18 protein-coding genes are annotated in these 14,153 nt (G+C 64.5%); 8 read left to right on the plus strand and 10 right to left on the minus strand.

Features of this window, described 5'->3' with window-relative positions; translation table 11 throughout:
- The first annotated feature begins 6 nt into the window (after positions 1-6).
- The 3 genes from glpK (at position 7) to glpD (ending at position 4,103) form a co-directional block, all read left to right on the plus strand.
- Positions 7-1,515 (plus strand): glycerol kinase GlpK, encoded by a 1,509-nt coding sequence (gene glpK / locus AC0KXH_RS12340; protein WP_043220993.1) that lies wholly within the window; start codon positions 7-9, stop codon positions 1,513-1,515.
- Between the two features lie 132 nt (positions 1,516-1,647).
- A complete protein-coding gene (locus AC0KXH_RS12345; protein WP_488223484.1) occupies positions 1,648-2,406 on the plus strand; it encodes a DeoR family transcriptional regulator in 759 nt (252 codons plus the stop codon).
- A 161-nt stretch (positions 2,407-2,567) separates the two neighbouring features.
- Complete coding sequence (gene glpD / locus AC0KXH_RS12350) at positions 2,568-4,103, plus strand: glycerol-3-phosphate dehydrogenase (protein WP_488223485.1); 1,536 nt, start codon at positions 2,568-2,570, stop codon at positions 4,101-4,103.
- A gap of 4 nt (positions 4,104-4,107) precedes the next feature.
- On the opposite strand, the gene AC0KXH_RS12355 is transcribed toward glpD, so the two are convergent.
- Together AC0KXH_RS12355 and AC0KXH_RS12360 are read right to left on the minus strand one after the other, a co-directional pair.
- Positions 4,108-4,398: a cell division protein ZapA gene (locus tag AC0KXH_RS12355; RefSeq protein ID WP_061338352.1), complete on the minus strand. Its 291-nt coding sequence runs from the start codon at positions 4,396-4,398 to the stop codon at positions 4,108-4,110.
- A complete protein-coding gene (locus tag AC0KXH_RS12360) occupies positions 4,395-4,622 on the minus strand; it encodes a hypothetical protein (protein ID WP_041106614.1) in 228 nt (75 codons plus the stop codon). Before AC0KXH_RS12360 ends, AC0KXH_RS12355 begins: the two co-directional genes overlap by 4 nt.
- A gap of 159 nt (positions 4,623-4,781) precedes the next feature.
- Here AC0KXH_RS12360 and AC0KXH_RS12365 point away from each other — a divergent pair, with 159 nt between their 5' ends.
- Positions 4,782-5,063: a peptidylprolyl isomerase gene (locus AC0KXH_RS12365; RefSeq protein ID WP_041106536.1), complete on the plus strand. Its 282-nt coding sequence runs from the start codon at positions 4,782-4,784 to the stop codon at positions 5,061-5,063.
- A 40-nt stretch (positions 5,064-5,103) separates the two neighbouring features.
- Here AC0KXH_RS12365 and AC0KXH_RS12370 read toward each other — a convergent pair whose 3' ends face one another.
- Positions 5,104-5,364 carry a DUF2789 domain-containing protein gene (locus AC0KXH_RS12370; RefSeq protein WP_041106538.1) on the minus strand — a complete coding sequence of 87 codons (261 nt, stop codon included), beginning with the start codon at positions 5,362-5,364 and terminating at the stop codon, positions 5,104-5,106.
- A gap of 79 nt (positions 5,365-5,443) precedes the next feature.
- On the minus strand, positions 5,444-6,349 hold the full coding sequence (locus AC0KXH_RS12375; RefSeq protein WP_488223486.1) for a prenyltransferase: 906 nt from the start codon (positions 6,347-6,349) through the stop codon (positions 5,444-5,446).
- Positions 6,350-6,493: 144 nt separating this feature from the next.
- Between AC0KXH_RS12375 and AC0KXH_RS12380 the strand changes: the two genes are divergently transcribed.
- Positions 6,494-6,958: a DUF3597 domain-containing protein gene (locus AC0KXH_RS12380; protein WP_488223487.1), complete on the plus strand. Its 465-nt coding sequence runs from the start codon at positions 6,494-6,496 to the stop codon at positions 6,956-6,958.
- Positions 6,959-7,011: 53 nt separating this feature from the next.
- Here the strand turns inward: AC0KXH_RS12380 and AC0KXH_RS12385 are convergent, their stop codons facing one another.
- The 5 genes from AC0KXH_RS12385 to dgt form a co-directional block, all read right to left on the minus strand.
- On the minus strand, positions 7,012-7,422 hold the full coding sequence (locus AC0KXH_RS12385; protein WP_041104546.1) for an HPF/RaiA family ribosome-associated protein: 411 nt from the start codon (positions 7,420-7,422) through the stop codon (positions 7,012-7,014).
- 265 nt (positions 7,423-7,687) lie between these two features.
- On the minus strand, positions 7,688-7,948 hold the full coding sequence (locus tag AC0KXH_RS12390) for a hypothetical protein (protein WP_488223488.1): 261 nt from the start codon (positions 7,946-7,948) through the stop codon (positions 7,688-7,690).
- Between the two features lie 131 nt (positions 7,949-8,079).
- Positions 8,080-8,895 carry an inositol monophosphatase family protein gene (locus AC0KXH_RS12395; protein ID WP_488223489.1) on the minus strand — a complete coding sequence of 272 codons (816 nt, stop codon included), beginning with the start codon at positions 8,893-8,895 and terminating at the stop codon, positions 8,080-8,082.
- Between the two features lie 234 nt (positions 8,896-9,129).
- Positions 9,130-10,338 (minus strand): ammonium transporter, encoded by a 1,209-nt coding sequence (locus AC0KXH_RS12400; protein ID WP_061340004.1) that lies wholly within the window; start codon positions 10,336-10,338, stop codon positions 9,130-9,132.
- 350 nt (positions 10,339-10,688) lie between these two features.
- Positions 10,689-12,167: a dGTPase gene (gene dgt, locus AC0KXH_RS12405; RefSeq protein WP_488223490.1), complete on the minus strand. Its 1,479-nt coding sequence runs from the start codon at positions 12,165-12,167 to the stop codon at positions 10,689-10,691.
- 119 nt (positions 12,168-12,286) lie between these two features.
- On the opposite strand from dgt, the gene AC0KXH_RS12410 reads away from it, so the two are divergent.
- The 3 genes from AC0KXH_RS12410 to AC0KXH_RS12420 all read left to right on the plus strand — a co-directional run bounded on the left by AC0KXH_RS12410 (position 12,287) and on the right by AC0KXH_RS12420 (position 13,635).
- Positions 12,287-12,481, plus strand: a complete 195-nt coding sequence (locus AC0KXH_RS12410; protein ID WP_313327297.1) for a hypothetical protein — start codon at positions 12,287-12,289, stop codon at positions 12,479-12,481.
- Positions 12,482-12,573: 92 nt separating this feature from the next.
- Positions 12,574-13,272 carry a YebC/PmpR family DNA-binding transcriptional regulator gene (locus tag AC0KXH_RS12415; protein WP_041104540.1) on the plus strand — a complete coding sequence of 233 codons (699 nt, stop codon included), beginning with the start codon at positions 12,574-12,576 and terminating at the stop codon, positions 13,270-13,272.
- A 21-nt stretch (positions 13,273-13,293) separates the two neighbouring features.
- Positions 13,294-13,635 (plus strand): YajD family HNH nuclease, encoded by a 342-nt coding sequence (locus AC0KXH_RS12420; RefSeq protein WP_041104538.1) that lies wholly within the window; start codon positions 13,294-13,296, stop codon positions 13,633-13,635.
- Positions 13,636-13,668: 33 nt separating this feature from the next.
- Here AC0KXH_RS12420 and AC0KXH_RS12425 read toward each other — a convergent pair whose 3' ends face one another.
- Positions 13,669-14,100 (minus strand): universal stress protein, encoded by a 432-nt coding sequence (locus AC0KXH_RS12425; protein WP_041104537.1) that lies wholly within the window; start codon positions 14,098-14,100, stop codon positions 13,669-13,671.
- Positions 14,101-14,153 lie beyond the last annotated feature (53 nt).

Raw genomic sequence — 14,153 nt, forward strand, 5'->3', positions numbered from 1 at the left:
GTCGCCATGAGCAACTCGAACAAGCAATACGTCGTAGCCCTCGACCAGGGCACCACCAGCTCCCGCGCCATCGTGCTGGACCGCAACGCCAACGTGGTGACCATCGCCCAGCGCGAGTTCGCGCAGATCTACCCGCAGCCGAGCTGGGTCGAGCACGACCCGATGGAAATCTGGGCGACCCAGAGCGGCGTGTTCGTCGAAGCCCTGGCCCAGGCCGGCATCAGCAACGAGCAGGTGGCGGCCATCGGCATCACCAACCAGCGTGAGACCGCCATCGTCTGGGACAAGGTCAGCGGCCGGCCGATCTACAACGCCATCGTCTGGCAGAGCCGCCAGAGCACGCCGATCTGCGACCAGCTCAAGCGCGACGGCATGAACGATCACATCCGCAAGACCACCGGCCTGGTGATCGACCCCTATTTCTCCGGCACCAAGATCAAGTGGATTCTCGACCACGTCGAGGGCAGCCGTGAGCGCGCCCGCCGCGGCGAACTGCTGTTCGGCACCGTCGACTGCTGGCTGATCTGGAAGATGACCCAGGGCAAGGCCCACGTCACCGACTACACCAACGCCTCGCGCACCATGCTGTTCGACATCCACAAGCTGGACTGGGATCCGGTGATGCTCGAAGCGCTGGATATCCCGCGCGAGATGCTGCCGGAGGTGCGTTCCTCGTCGGAAATTTACGGCCACGCCTACATCGGTTCCGGCCAGAGCACCGGCATTCCCATCGCCGGTATCGCCGGGGATCAGCAGGCCGCGCTGTTCGGCCAGATGTGCGTCGAGCCCGGGCAGGCCAAGAACACCTACGGCACCGGCTGCTTCCTGCTGATGAACACCGGGACCAAGGCAGTGCAGTCCGAACATGGCCTGTTGACCACCATCGCCTGCGGGCCGCGTGGCGAAGTGAACTACGCCCTGGAAGGCGCCATCTTCAATGGCGGCTCCACCGTGCAGTGGCTGCGTGACGAACTGAAGGTGCTCAACGAATCGCTGGACTCGGAGTACTTCGCCACCAAGGTGCCGGACAGCAACGGTATCTACCTGGTGCCGGCGTTCACCGGCCTTGGCGCGCCCTACTGGGATCCGCGCGCCCGCGGCGCACTGTTCGGCCTGACCCGTGGGGTCAAGGTTGACCATCTGATCCGTGCGGCGCTGGAGTCCATCGCCTACCAGACCCGCGACGTGCTCGATGCCATGCAGCAGGACGCCGGCGAGCGGCTGCGCGCCCTGCGCGTGGACGGCGGCGCGGTGGCCAACAACTTCCTCATGCAGTTCCAGGCCGACCTGCTCGGCACCCAGGTCGAGCGCCCGCAAATGAAGGAAACCACCGCCCTCGGCGCAGCCTACCTGGCCGGACTGGCGACAGGCTTCTGGAGCGATCTCGACGAGCTGCGCAGCAAGAGCAGCATCGAGCGGGTGTTCGAACCGGCGTGTGGCAGCGAACAGCGCGAAGCGCTCTATCGCGGCTGGCAGAAGGCGGTCGAGCGCACCCGCAACTGGGCCGAGGACTGAGCGGACGCGCCCACGCCTGCCGGCGACCGGCTCGCTGGCAGGCGCGGTCATGCGCGAATCCGAACAGGCTACGCTTTAACCGAACGCCAGACTCCGGCATGCTTCCCGCCAAACAGCGAACAAGGAAGCCCCATGAGCCTGGCGCCCCGGCAGCAGAACATCCTCGAACTCGTGCGCGAACGCGGCTATGTGAGCATCGACGAACTGGCCCGGCACTTCACCGTGACCCCGCAGACCATCCGCCGCGACATCAACCAGCTCGGCGAAGCCGGCCTGCTGCGGCGCTACCACGGCGGCGCGGCCTACGACTCCAGCGTGCAGAACACCGCCTACAGCCAGCGCGCGCACCAGATGCGCGATGAAAAGCAGCGCATCGCCGCCGCCATGGCCGCGCGCATCCCCGATCAGGCTTCGCTGTTCATCAATATCGGCACCACTACCGAGGCCATCGCCCGCGCCCTGCTCAACCATCGCAACCTGAAGATCATCACCAACGACCTTCACGTGGCGAGCATCCTCAGCACCAAGGAGGATTTCGATGTGCTGATCGCCGGCGGCAACGTGCGCAGCGACGGCGGCGTGGTGGGCCAGGCCACCGCCGACTTCATCAGCCAGTTCAAGGTCGACTTTGCACTGATCGGCATCAGCGGCATCGACGAGGACGGCACCCTGCTCGACTTCGACTACCAGGAAGTCCGCGTCTCCCAGGCGATCATCCATAACGCACGCAAGGTCTTCCTCGCCGCGGACTCCAGCAAGTTCGGCCGCAGCGCCATGACCCGCCTGGGCTCGCTGGAGCAGATCGACTGCCTGTTCACCGACACGCCGCCATCCGATGTATTCGTCGAGCTGCTTGCACGCCACAAGGTGCAGGTGGAAATCGCCGGATAGCGAGCTTTCGCGCCCGTCCCGCTCAGTGCGGAAGGCAGCAAACGCCATTTTCGGAAATGTTCCCTTTTATCTGATTTCGAACATTTTTGCTTTCACATGGATTCTCTCGCGAATAACATGTTCAAAACCGAACATGATCTTTCGTTTTCGAGGAGAAGCCCGTGCCCCATTCCGTCCAGCCCGTCTCCGAGCTCTATGACCTTGCCGTGATCGGCGGCGGTATCAACGGCGTCGGCATCGCGGCCGATGCCGCCGGCCGCGGACTGTCAGTGTTCCTTTGCGAACGCGACGACCTCGCCAGCCACACCTCGTCGGCCAGCAGCAAGCTGATCCATGGCGGGCTGCGGTATCTGGAACACTACGAATTCCGCCTGGTTCGCGAGGCGCTGGCCGAACGCGAGGTGCTGCTGGCGAAGGCACCGCACATCGTCAAACCGATGCGTTTCGTGTTGCCTCACCGCCCGCATCTGCGTCCGGCGTGGATGATCCGCGCCGGGCTGTTCCTCTACGACCACCTCGGCAAGCGTGAGAAGCTGCCGGGATCGCGGGGCTTGCGCTTTTCCGCCGAGAGTCCGCTCAAACCGCATATCCGCCGTGGCTTCGAGTACTCCGATTGCTGGGTGGACGACGCGCGTCTGGTAGTGCTCAACGCCATGGCGGCGCGCGAGAAAGGTGCGCATATCCACACCCGCACCCAATGCCTGAGCGCCAAGCGCGCCGGTAGCATCTGGCATGTCGAGCTACAGCGCGCCGACGGCAGCCGTTTCGCCCTACGCGCCAAGGCGCTGGTCAATGCGGCCGGCCCATGGGTCGCACAGTTCATCGGCGAAAACCTGAAGCAGCGCTCGCCCTATGGCATACGCCTGATCCAGGGCAGCCACATCATCTTTCCGCGCCTGTTCGAAGGTGAACAGTCCTACATTCTGCAGAACGAAGATCGTCGCATCGTGTTCGCGATTCCCTATCTGGATCGCTACACCATGATCGGCACCACCGACCGCGAATACCGGGGCGACCCGGCGCAGGTCAGCATCAGCGAAGAGGAGATCGCCTACCTGCTGGCCATTTCCAACGCGCATTTCCGCAAGCAGCTGGCACCGCAGGACATCCTGCACACCTTTGCCGGCGTCAGGCCGCTATGCGATGACGAATCGGACAACCCTTCGGCGGTAACTCGCGACTACACCCTGTCGCTCTCGGCTGACCCAGGCCAGGCTCCCTTGCTTTCGGTGTTCGGCGGCAAGCTGACCACCTACCGCAAGCTGGCCGAGTCCGCGCTCGCTCAGCTCAAGCCGTTCTTTACGCAGATGGGCGACAGCTGGACTGCATCGTCGCCATTGCCCGGCGCGGAGAGCTTCGGCTCGATCAGCGAGCTGGCTGCGCGGCTCACCGAGCGAGTCGTCGACATCACGCCAGAGCTGGCCCACCGCTGGGCCACGACCTATGGCAGTCGCGTCTGGCACATGCTGGGCGACGCGCGTTCACGCAGCGAGCTGGGTGAAGAACTTGGCCACGGCTTGTACCGGGCCGAAGTGGATTACCTGCTCGCCGAGGAATGGGCCACCCAGGCCGAGGACATTCTCTGGCGGCGCACCAAGCTCGGCCTGGTCTGCAGCCCCGAGCAGGTCGCACAGCTGCAGCGTTACCTGGCCGATCATCCGCTGCTGCAACCCGGACGCAGCAGCGACGCCGCCTGAGCGGTCAATCGCGGGTTGCATCGAGTTGCCGGTTGATCCGCGCCAGGCTGGCCGCGATGCGCTGCTCGACGCTCTGTAACTGCTCGTCCTGTTTCAGCAAGGGTACGCAGAGGTTCAGCGCCGTCAGCACCAGCAGCTTGTCGCCAGTGGCGTTGGGGAACTGCCGCTGGCTCTCGGCCAGATGCTGCTGCAGGAGCGCGGCAGCATCCTGCAGCAGCGCTTCCTGGCTGGGCGGGGCGCGGAAGGAGTACTCGCGGCCGAATACCTTCAGCACCTGCACCCCATCGGCACTCATGCCGCTGAGCTACTGGCGGCACGGTCCAGTAGGGCCTGCAGGCGTGCCAGGGTGGCGCCCTGGCGGTCTTCCTGCTCCAGCGCGGCGAGCTGCAGGTTGTCGTTCTCCTCACGGGCCTGCTGCAGCTGCTGTTCGAGCAACGTGCAATGTTCGCTGAGCTGCTGGTTGCGCTGCAGCAGGTCATCGATAACGGTTTCGAGTTGCGCCAGGGTGGCTTCGAGCATGGGAAAGGTTTCCAGGTCGGCTTGAAAAAGCGCGCGAGAGTACCCGAAACGATGATTGCCAGGGGCCTTCATTACGCCTTCAACGCTCACGGCGGCGGCCATCGCCAAGGGAAGACGTTTGCGGTAGCCTCGGCGGCCTATTCGCAGAGGAGTGTTCCCATGGCACGCGCTACCGCCCGCCACATCCTGGTTTCCACCGAAGCCAAGTGCAATGAACTGAAAACCGCCATCGAAGGCGGTGCCGACTTCGCCGAGCTGGCCCGTCAGCACTCCACCTGTCCGTCCGGCCGTGACGGCGGCAATCTAGGTTCCTTTGGCCCGGGGCAGATGGTCCGCGAGTTCGATACCGTGGTCTTCAGCGCGCCGCTCAACCAGGTGCAAGGCCCGGTGAAGACGCAGTTCGGCTATCACCTGCTGGAAGTCACCAGCCGCCAGGACTGAACGCGAAAAGGCCCGGTTTCCCGGGCCTTTCTATTAGCGCTCAGCGCGGTTCGCCGGCTCTGTCGCGGTTCTCGTGCAGGAGCACATTGAGTTCATCGACCACCGGCTCCCAGGCGTCATCGCTCGCCAGCGCCTCACGCAGCATCTGCGCCTGGCCGGGGCTCCAGAACGATGCCTCGGTGAGCTTGACGTCGTCGGGCAGTGGGTAGTGTTCGGCGATGAACGCGTCGATTCCCGCCTGATCGGAAGGCAGGCCGAGCTGCTCGAAAAGCAGTTCGAGGGTTTTGCTTACCGGTTCCATAGAAGTCTCCTTTCGAATCGAAGCGGCATTACCGTGGCGTTGCACAATAGAGAGCCGCCAACCCGCCGCGGTTCCACGATCAACCGAGCGACAGCCCGATCGCGACCAGCAATGGCGTCGTCACGCTGATCGCCACGTTCAAGCCCATCGCCGGCAGCAAAGCACGCTCGCGGCAGGGCTCGCCGCGGAGCAGCCAGCCAGCGCGCACAGCCAGCGGCAGGGTCGCACAACCCAGCAGCACCGCCATGGGTGCGACGCCTGCCATTACCACCGCCACCAGCAGCAGATAGGTGGCGAACCACTGCAGCCAGAGCAGTCGCACACAGCGGGCGCAACCGAGGACCATGGGCAATGTGCGCCGGCCAACCCGCCGGTCCGCCTCGATGTCTGGAAACTGGTTGAGCAACAGCAGGTTGTTGCACAGCGCAAAAGGCACCAGCGAAAGCGCCAACCCGGTGCCATCGACCCTGCCTGCCAGCGCCAACTGCGTTCCGAGCACCATCAGCGGTCCGAAGCCCAGGGCAGGCGCCACCAGGCACAACCAAGGCTGTCTCGTTACCCAAGGAGTATAGGCAACGACCAGCAACAGCCCGAGCAATCCTAGCGGCCCCAGGCGCAGGGCCAGGGTCGGATCGCGCCAGAGAAGCCAGGCGCCGCTGGCAGCGCAAAGCGCCAGGCTGCCGATGCCCAGCCAGAGCGCCACGGGTGCGAGCCCCGGCTGTGCAGGAAGTGTCCCGCTGCCGCCGCTGAACGCCGTGCGTCGAGTCTGTTGATCCAGCCCGCTACGAAAATCGGCATATTCGTTCAGCGCATTCACCGCCGCATGCGCGGCGATTGCGCCGATCAGTACCGCCAGCACGTCCCACAACGCGATCTGGCTGCCGACCTGCCGTATGGCCAGCGCGACGCCCAACGCCACACAGGTGACGGCTTGCAGCAGAAAGCGAAACCGGATCACGCCCAGTCCGGCCAGAAATTCCGGCATTTGCCTGGCTCCCACGAAGATGGCCCCGCCATGGTGGAACGGTCCGTCGCCAGGCCCGTTGACTCAGGTCAGCACGGCGCAGCCGAGCGCTTTGACTGATTCGGCGGTCCAACGCGAAGCCATTCACCGCAAGAGGGTCTTGCCATGGGACTGTTCGACCGCATCAAAGAGAAACTGGGCCTTGGTGGCGTTTCCAACGAAGCACACAAGCCGACCAGCACCGCGCCCACCAGCGCCTCGACCAGCAATGAACAAGGCGCGACGCTGACTACCAATCGGCCATCCGCCACCGATAATGCGACCCTGGCACCGGGCCAGGACCTCAACGCGGCCCCCGCCCACCTGTCCCAGGTGGACGTAGCAGCCAAGCTCGATTCGATGGCTGCCAGTCATCCCGAAAAGCTCAACTGGCGGACATCGATCGTCGACCTGATGAAGCTGCTCGGCCTGGACAGCAGCCTGGAATCGCGCCGCGAGCTGGCCGTCGAGCTGGACTGCCCGGCCGAGAAGATGAGCGACTCGGCGCAGATGAACATGTGGTTGCACCGTGAAGTACTCAAGCGGGTCGCCGATCACGGCGGTAGCGTTCCGCCCGAACTGCTGCACTAGAAATGCAAAGGGCCGCCTCACGGCGGCCCTCATTACCGGCTACTTGCTAGCGCTCAGGCCAGGCGGGCCTGCTCATCGGCGAGGAAGTCCTCCTCCAGCAGGGCATCGCTCGCCGCGCTGGAACCCAGCGGCTGCGCGGCGACTGCATTGCGCTTCGCACGCGCCTTGCCGAACTGATGGCCGAGGGCCTTGTCGAGCTTTTCCATGGCGCCGTCGATGGCCAGTTCCAGCGACTCGGCCTTGTGGGTCACCGAAACCGGCTGCAGCCCCTTGGGCCGCGCCTCCATCTGGCAGCGCTTGTCCTGGGCGCCAGCCTTGTCTCCGTTCTCATCACTCAGATGCACGACGATCCGCGTCAGATCGTCGTCGTAGCGCTCCAGTCTGCTGGCGACACTGGCACTCACCCAGTCTGCAAGCCGGGCACTGCCGTCGATATGGTTATCGCTGTGAACCTGGATTTGCATAAGTCGTCCTTACCTTGGCTTGTGGACACGGCCACCGTTGTCGAGTGGCCTGGCACCAGCTATGCCACCGTCCGGCCCGATGCGCAATGGGCAAAATCGCGCAGCGGCTGCCGGAGCACGAACAGGTTCGACGCAGGGTGCAGCCCGCTAGCAGCGGTTCGTAGCCATTGCGATGCCGTTCGCAACCCCAACGCTCGAGACAACAAACTGTAAGAAAATGCGGGCCGCGCGATCGGCGGCCCGGGAAGGTCGTTTGCAGACGGTCTCAGGCCGCCTGCGAAAACAGCGCATGCCCGTGATCGAGTGCCTGATCGACCAGCCAGCGCCCGTGTGCCAGCGACAGCCGCTGGGCGATCTGCAGTTCGCTGACGAAGCCGTGACCACCCGAAACCGGCAAGCGCCGAGTGGTATGTCCGGCGGGATCGGTGATCCGACAGCCCAGGGCCCAGGGAGTAGGAGCCCCCGGGTACTCCATGACGTCGGCGACGATGGTGTGGTCGCGGTAGGTGCATTGCATGGTGCTCATGGTCGTTACCTCGCAATCAGCCTTGGCTTTGCCCCCGGCGACCGCTCGGCGGCTGCCGCACCGGGGTCTGTCCAAGGCTGCGCGCAGAGCTCGGCCGACGCAAGCCGTACCGACGAACGCGCCGACTCGGCTCAGGCGTCCAGCGAGGGCCCGATCATGCGCGACAGTTGCGCATACACACCGGGGGCTGCCACGAGATAGGGGTTGCCCTCGAGCAGCCCATCGCCGCGCAGAAAGTCGTTCGCCAGCGCGCCGGCCTCCTTCACCAGGACCAACCCGGCGAGGCAATCCCAGCTCTTGAGCTGGGTCTCGTAGTAACCGATCAGGCGTCCGGCGGCGACATAGGCCGTCATCAGCGCGCCAGAGCCGTTGCGCAGGAACATTCCGCCCTCGGCAAGCAACTGCACGAGGAAGGGAATGAAGTGCTCCTTGCCGCGCGGATGGAAGGTACCCGCCCCGGTGAGCCCCTCACTGACGTGGGTCGCCGCACTGGCCTTTAGCGGCTCTTCATTGACATAGGCGCCGCGTCCCAGGCAGCCATGAAAGAGTTCGTCGTGGTTGGGGTCGGCGATGGCGCCAACACAGGGTTGGCCATCGACCAAGAGGCCAACCGATACGCACCAGTTGTGCAGCCCATGCAGGAAGCAGGCGGTTCCGTCGATCGGATCAATCACCCACACGCAACGGGCCTTGAGGTCGGCGGCGCCGCTTTCCTCGCCGAGAAAACCGTCTGCGGGAAACCGTTCGGCCAGCTGCGAGCGCAGGAACTGCTCGATCCGCTGGTCCGCGACGCTGACGACATCCTGCCGGTCGCCGCCCTTGTGTTCGACCGTCAGCGTCGCGCGCGAGCGATACAGTGCCATGCCCATCTGCGCCGCCTCGCGCGCCAGGGAGCAGGCAAAGGCGTAACGGGCGTCGATATCGAGGGGCTGGTCGGCAGGCGTCATGGCGGGCTTCCTGTAGGCGGAGGCGCGATTCTAGACAAGCTGCCGAACAAGAGACACCGCCGCCAGGCCGGTTTTCCTGACACGAGGGAGCAGAGCGTCGCACCGGCTAAGCTCGCTGCCCCCTTCATCGCGCTGCACCCACCTGCCCCGCTTGCGGCATTCCTGCTCCAGTAACCGGGCGCTGCTCACAACGGGCCGACTGCGGGCGAACGACTGGCGTTCGCCCGCGCCGCGTCAGTCCTGATTCAGCGCACCGATGCGGTGAATCGATAGATCCGCGCCGTTGAATTCCTCTTCCTGCGACAAACGGATACCGAGCGTGGCGCGCAGCAGACCATAAACCGCAAAACCGCCGACCAGCGCCACACCAACGCCCAGTAGCGAGCCAATCAACTGGCTGGCCAGGCTGACGCCGCCCAGGCCGCCAAGCCAGTGCTGGCCGAACAGGCCGCAAGCGACTCCGCCCCAGACACCGCACAGGCCGTGCAGCGGCCAGACGCCGAGCACGTCGTCGATCTTCCACTTGTTCTGGGTGGCGGTGAACGCCCAGACGAACAGTGCCCCGGCGATCGCTCCGGTGGCCAGCGCACCCACCGGGTGCATCAGGTCGGAACCGGCGCAAACGGCTACCAGTCCGGCCAGCGGCCCGTTGTGCAGAAAGCCCGGGTCGTTGCGGCCAACCAGCCAGGCCGAGGCCGTACCACCGACCATCGCCATCAGCGAGTTGACGGCGACCAGGCCGCTGATGCCCTCGAGTGACTGCGCACTCATCACGTTGAAGCCGAACCAGCCGACGATGAGGATCCACGAGCCCAGCGCCAGGAACGGGATGTTCGAGGGCGCAAAGGCAACCAGGCGGCCGTCACGGTAGCGACCGTTGCGCCGGCCGAGCAGGATCACCGCGCCGAAGGCCAGCCAGCCCCCCATGGCATGCACCACCACGGAGCCGGCGAAATCATGGAAGGCCGCACCAAAGGTCGCCTCCAGCCAGGCCTGCAGGCCCAGGTTGCCGTTCCAGATCAGGCCTTCGAAGAAGGGATAGACGAAGGCAACGATCAGCAGCGTGGCGCATAGCTGCGGGCCGAACTTGGCGCGCTCGGCGATACCACCGGAAATGATCGCCGGGATGGCTGCGGCAAAGGTAAGCAGGAAGAAGAACTTCACCAGCGCGTAGCCGTGATCGGCCACCAGCTGATCGGCCGGGGTCATGAAGGTGACGCCGTAGGCGATCCAGTAGCCGATGAAGAAGTAGGCCAGGGTCGAGACGGCGAAATCGGTGATGATCTTCGACAGTGCGTTGACCTGGTTCTTCAGGCGCACCGTGCCCACCTCCAGAAAGGCGAAGCCGGCGTGCATCGCCAACACCATCACGGCACCGATCAGGATGAAAAGCGTGTTGGAGCCGTGCACCAGGGACTGCACGGCACTATCGAGGTTTTCCATGGTTCGCTACTGCCTCAGGAGAAATCGCACCAAAACGGCAACCTCGAAAACCCCGCCGCACCAAGATGCGTCGCTGCCATCTTTTCCAAGACCGCATCCCCGGCCCGCCGTAGCGAGGGCTCGCTGATGGAAATCAGGCAAGTATTTGATTTTTAACAGGTTGCTGCCAATTCTGGAAAACCGGATCGCGCCAAGTTGGAGCTGATCAGGTATTTCCTGCACCGAAGCAATGCAACGCGCGTACCAAGCGAGCCGGTATTGCCTCGGCTCGATGCTGCACATCGGGGCAGGCGCCGTCCCGCGGCACTGCGTTGGCGCAAAGCACATTCGGACGTTGGCGCTGCGAAGACTCAGATTACCTGCAACGTGCGGTATTCGTCCCAGGCGTGCTGGTCGGTCATCCCGCTGACGAAGTCCTGCAGCATGCGGGTGCGATGGTAGAACTCCCACAGCGGCCAATCGGGCGCATCCGGGTCTGCGCCGCGCAGGGCTTCGTGATAGGCCTTGATCAGCAGGCTCGGCAGACGGCGCGCCAGCATTTGCAGATAAGGCTCCTCGCGGCAGCTGCCTACGGTCAACTGCTCGAAGAGCGCTGGGCTTACTCGCAGCAACGGCGCGTAGTGATCGAGCAAGCCCTGCAGGATCCGGTGGCCCTGCAGCTGTAGCGTCTCGACTTCCGGATGGCAGAACACCCGGGCCATGGCCACATCCTTGAAGGTGGCGACTATCGCGTTGGGCAGGCTCCGATCCTCCAGGAGCGCACGGTCCAGCGTGCCGTGGAAGATCGCCTCGATGTTGTCGATGAACTGCCGCGCGGCATGCTGCACCAACGGATGCACCAGATTGACGCGCAGCCAGATGAAGAACTCGCCGTTCCTGTTGATCGGTTCCCTGTGCGCGCGCTCAAGTGCGTAACCGACCATGCTGGCGAAACTGCGATTGCTGCCCGGGACCGGTGCATCCGGCGAGGCATGCGTGGCGAAGCGCTCGACCAGCAGCTGCGCCAGCTGCTCGATGCTGAAGATGCCCTTCTCGACCGAGTCCTCGATATCGGCCAGGCAGTAGGCTATGTCGTCCGCCGCCTCCATGATGTAGGCGACCGGGTGGCGAGTGCCCGGTGCCATGCCGAGCGCCTCGTGCAGTTCAGCGACGAAACCTTCCTCGGAAAGATAGAAGCCCGGCTTCTTGCGCAGGTAGGCGCCCGGCGTACCTTTATCCGGTTTGGGTGCATAGGCCGCACGCACGTACTTGAGCAGCCCGGCCGTCTGGGTATAGGTGAGGTTCAGGCGTAACAGGGTCACCACCAGGCGAACCGCCTGGGCATTGCCTTCGAACTGCTTGAGATCGCAAAGCATGCGATGACGCAGCGCCGGGTCGCCCCGCTGGCCGAGCGCCTGGTCGAAGAGCGCGTCCAGATGCTGGTCGAACCACTGGCCGATGGCGTACTCGCCAAAGTGTCCGAATGGCGGATTGCCGATGTCATGCATCAGGCAGGTCATCTCGACGAGCGTCTCCAGTGCGCCCTCCAGCCCATCGAGCCCGACCTCGCCGGCCCGCTCACCGAGCTGCTTGTACAAGGTGCGCACGATGAAACGCCCGGCCTGCTGCACTTCCAGCGAATGTGTCAGCCGGCTGCGTACCGCCGCATTGCGCTCGAGCGGGAACACCTGGGTTTTCTGCTGCAGCCGACGGACGGCGGCGGAATTGATGATGCGGCCACGATCGCTTTCCAGCTGATCGACGATCGCCGGCAGGCCACCGGCCGCTCCCTGCTCCGCGCGCCCGTATGGCCGCTGACGAGTCACCCTGCACTTGAAATCGATAGCCAAGAGATGCAATCCGAAAGACCTCCGAAGCTGCCGAGCCTAACCTGTCGCACCACTATTACCAAGGCAGCGCACCTGGCGTAGGCTGGCCGCTTCAACCCTCGCGAGCGAAGAGCACTGCCATGTCCCGAGCCGATTTTCACCGCGCGCATGCCGAGCGTGCCACGGCCGAAGCACAGCGCCTGCTGGATGAGCGCGCCCGCCTGGAATCTCGCTGGCTGGCCTGGGTCGCAACCGAACTCTATCGGCTCAGCCCGCCGGCCTATGCCGCCATGGTGCGCCGCGAACTGCAGCGCCTGACCCAGGCAAGCGCTTGAGCGGGCGTCGCGTGAATCGCTCGCCGGCAGGTGCCGGCGCCTCGCCAAGGGGCTAGAATCCGCGCGACATCGACCATCACATGAGATGAACCATGGGCGCACAGTGGAAAGCCAAACCCAAGGAAGCCGCCGCCAATGCCAAGGGCAAGATCTTCGGCAAGCTGGTGAAGGAAATCATGATCGCCGCGCGTAACGGCGCCGATCCGGAGACCAACGCCAAGCTGCGCCTGGCCGTGCACCAGGCCAAGAAGGCCTCGATGCCCAAGGACACGCTCGAGCGCGCAATCAAGAAGGGTGCCGGCCTCACCGGCGAGGTGGTCCATTACGAGCGCACCCTTTACGAGGGTTTCGCCCCGCATCAGGTGCCGGTGATCGTCGAGTGCCTGACTGACAACCTCAACCGCACGGTCGCGGAAATTCGCGTGCTGTTCCGCAAGGGCCAGCTCGGCTCGTCCGGCTCGGTAAGCTGGGACTTCGACCACGTCGGCATGATCGAGGCGACGCCCGAAGCCGGCGCGGACGCCGAGTTGGCCGCCATCGAGGCCGGCGCCCAGGATTTCGAGGCCGCCGACGAAGGCGCAACACTGTTCATTACCGAGCCCACTGACCTGGACGCGGTATGCAAGGCCCTGCCCGACTTCGGCTTTACCGTGCAATCCGCCACGCTCGGCTACCGCCCGAAGAACCCGGTGTCACTCAGCGGTGCGGAGCTGGAAGAAGTGGAAGCCTTTCTCGAGGCGATCGACTCGCACGACGATGTGCAGAACGTCTATGTCGGCCTTGCCGGCTGAGAGCATTAGGAGGCAGGCAGCATGACAGCGAAGAAGCCGGACATTCCTTATAGCCAGCGCGAGCAAGGGTACCGGGAGAAGGCCCTGAAGATGTTCCCCTGGGTGTGCGGTCGTTGCGCACGGGAGTTTTCGGGCAAGCGTTTGAGCGAGTTGACGGTCCATCACAAGGACCACAACCACGACAACAATCCCGAGGACGGATCGAACTGGGAGCTGCTCTGCCTGTATTGCCACGACAACGAGCATGCTCGCTATACCGACGCGCAATACCAGACTGCGCCGCGCGCCGGTGCCGATTTGGGGCGCAAGGAAACCTTCAAGGCCCTCGCCGGCCTGGCAGAGCTGCTCAAGGACAAGGGCTGAGGCCCTTGCCTCGCCCCTGTTCTCAGTTGCCGGTCATTTGACCAGCACGACCGGGATAGCCGACTCGTGCACGACCCGGTTGGTCACCGAGCCCATCACCAGGCCGGTGAAGTTGCCAAGCCCGCGGGTGCCCATCACCAGCGTGTCGCAACCGAGGCGGCTGACCGCTGCACTGATCTGGTCGGCCGCATTGCCCATGACGGTGTGCGTCTCGGCCTGGATGCCGGCCGCGTTCAGGGTCTTCGAGGCTTCGTCGAGCAGGCCGCGCGACTGGGCCATCAAGCCGTTGTTGATCTCCTCGATCATGCTGGCACTGACGTACTCGCCATAGAGCACCGGCTCCTGCTGGACGTTGATCACGTGCACCTGCGGCACGCTTTTGAGCTCGCCTGCCAGATCGACCACGTACTGCAGGGCCCGCCGGGCATTGTCCGAACCATCGAAAGCCACAAGAAGCTTGCGCATAGTCACCTCCCTTGATGTGAGGTTTAGAGCATAGCGCAGGCCAACGCGACGCA

The organism is Stutzerimonas sp. CXK-1, from assembly GCF_057738225.1.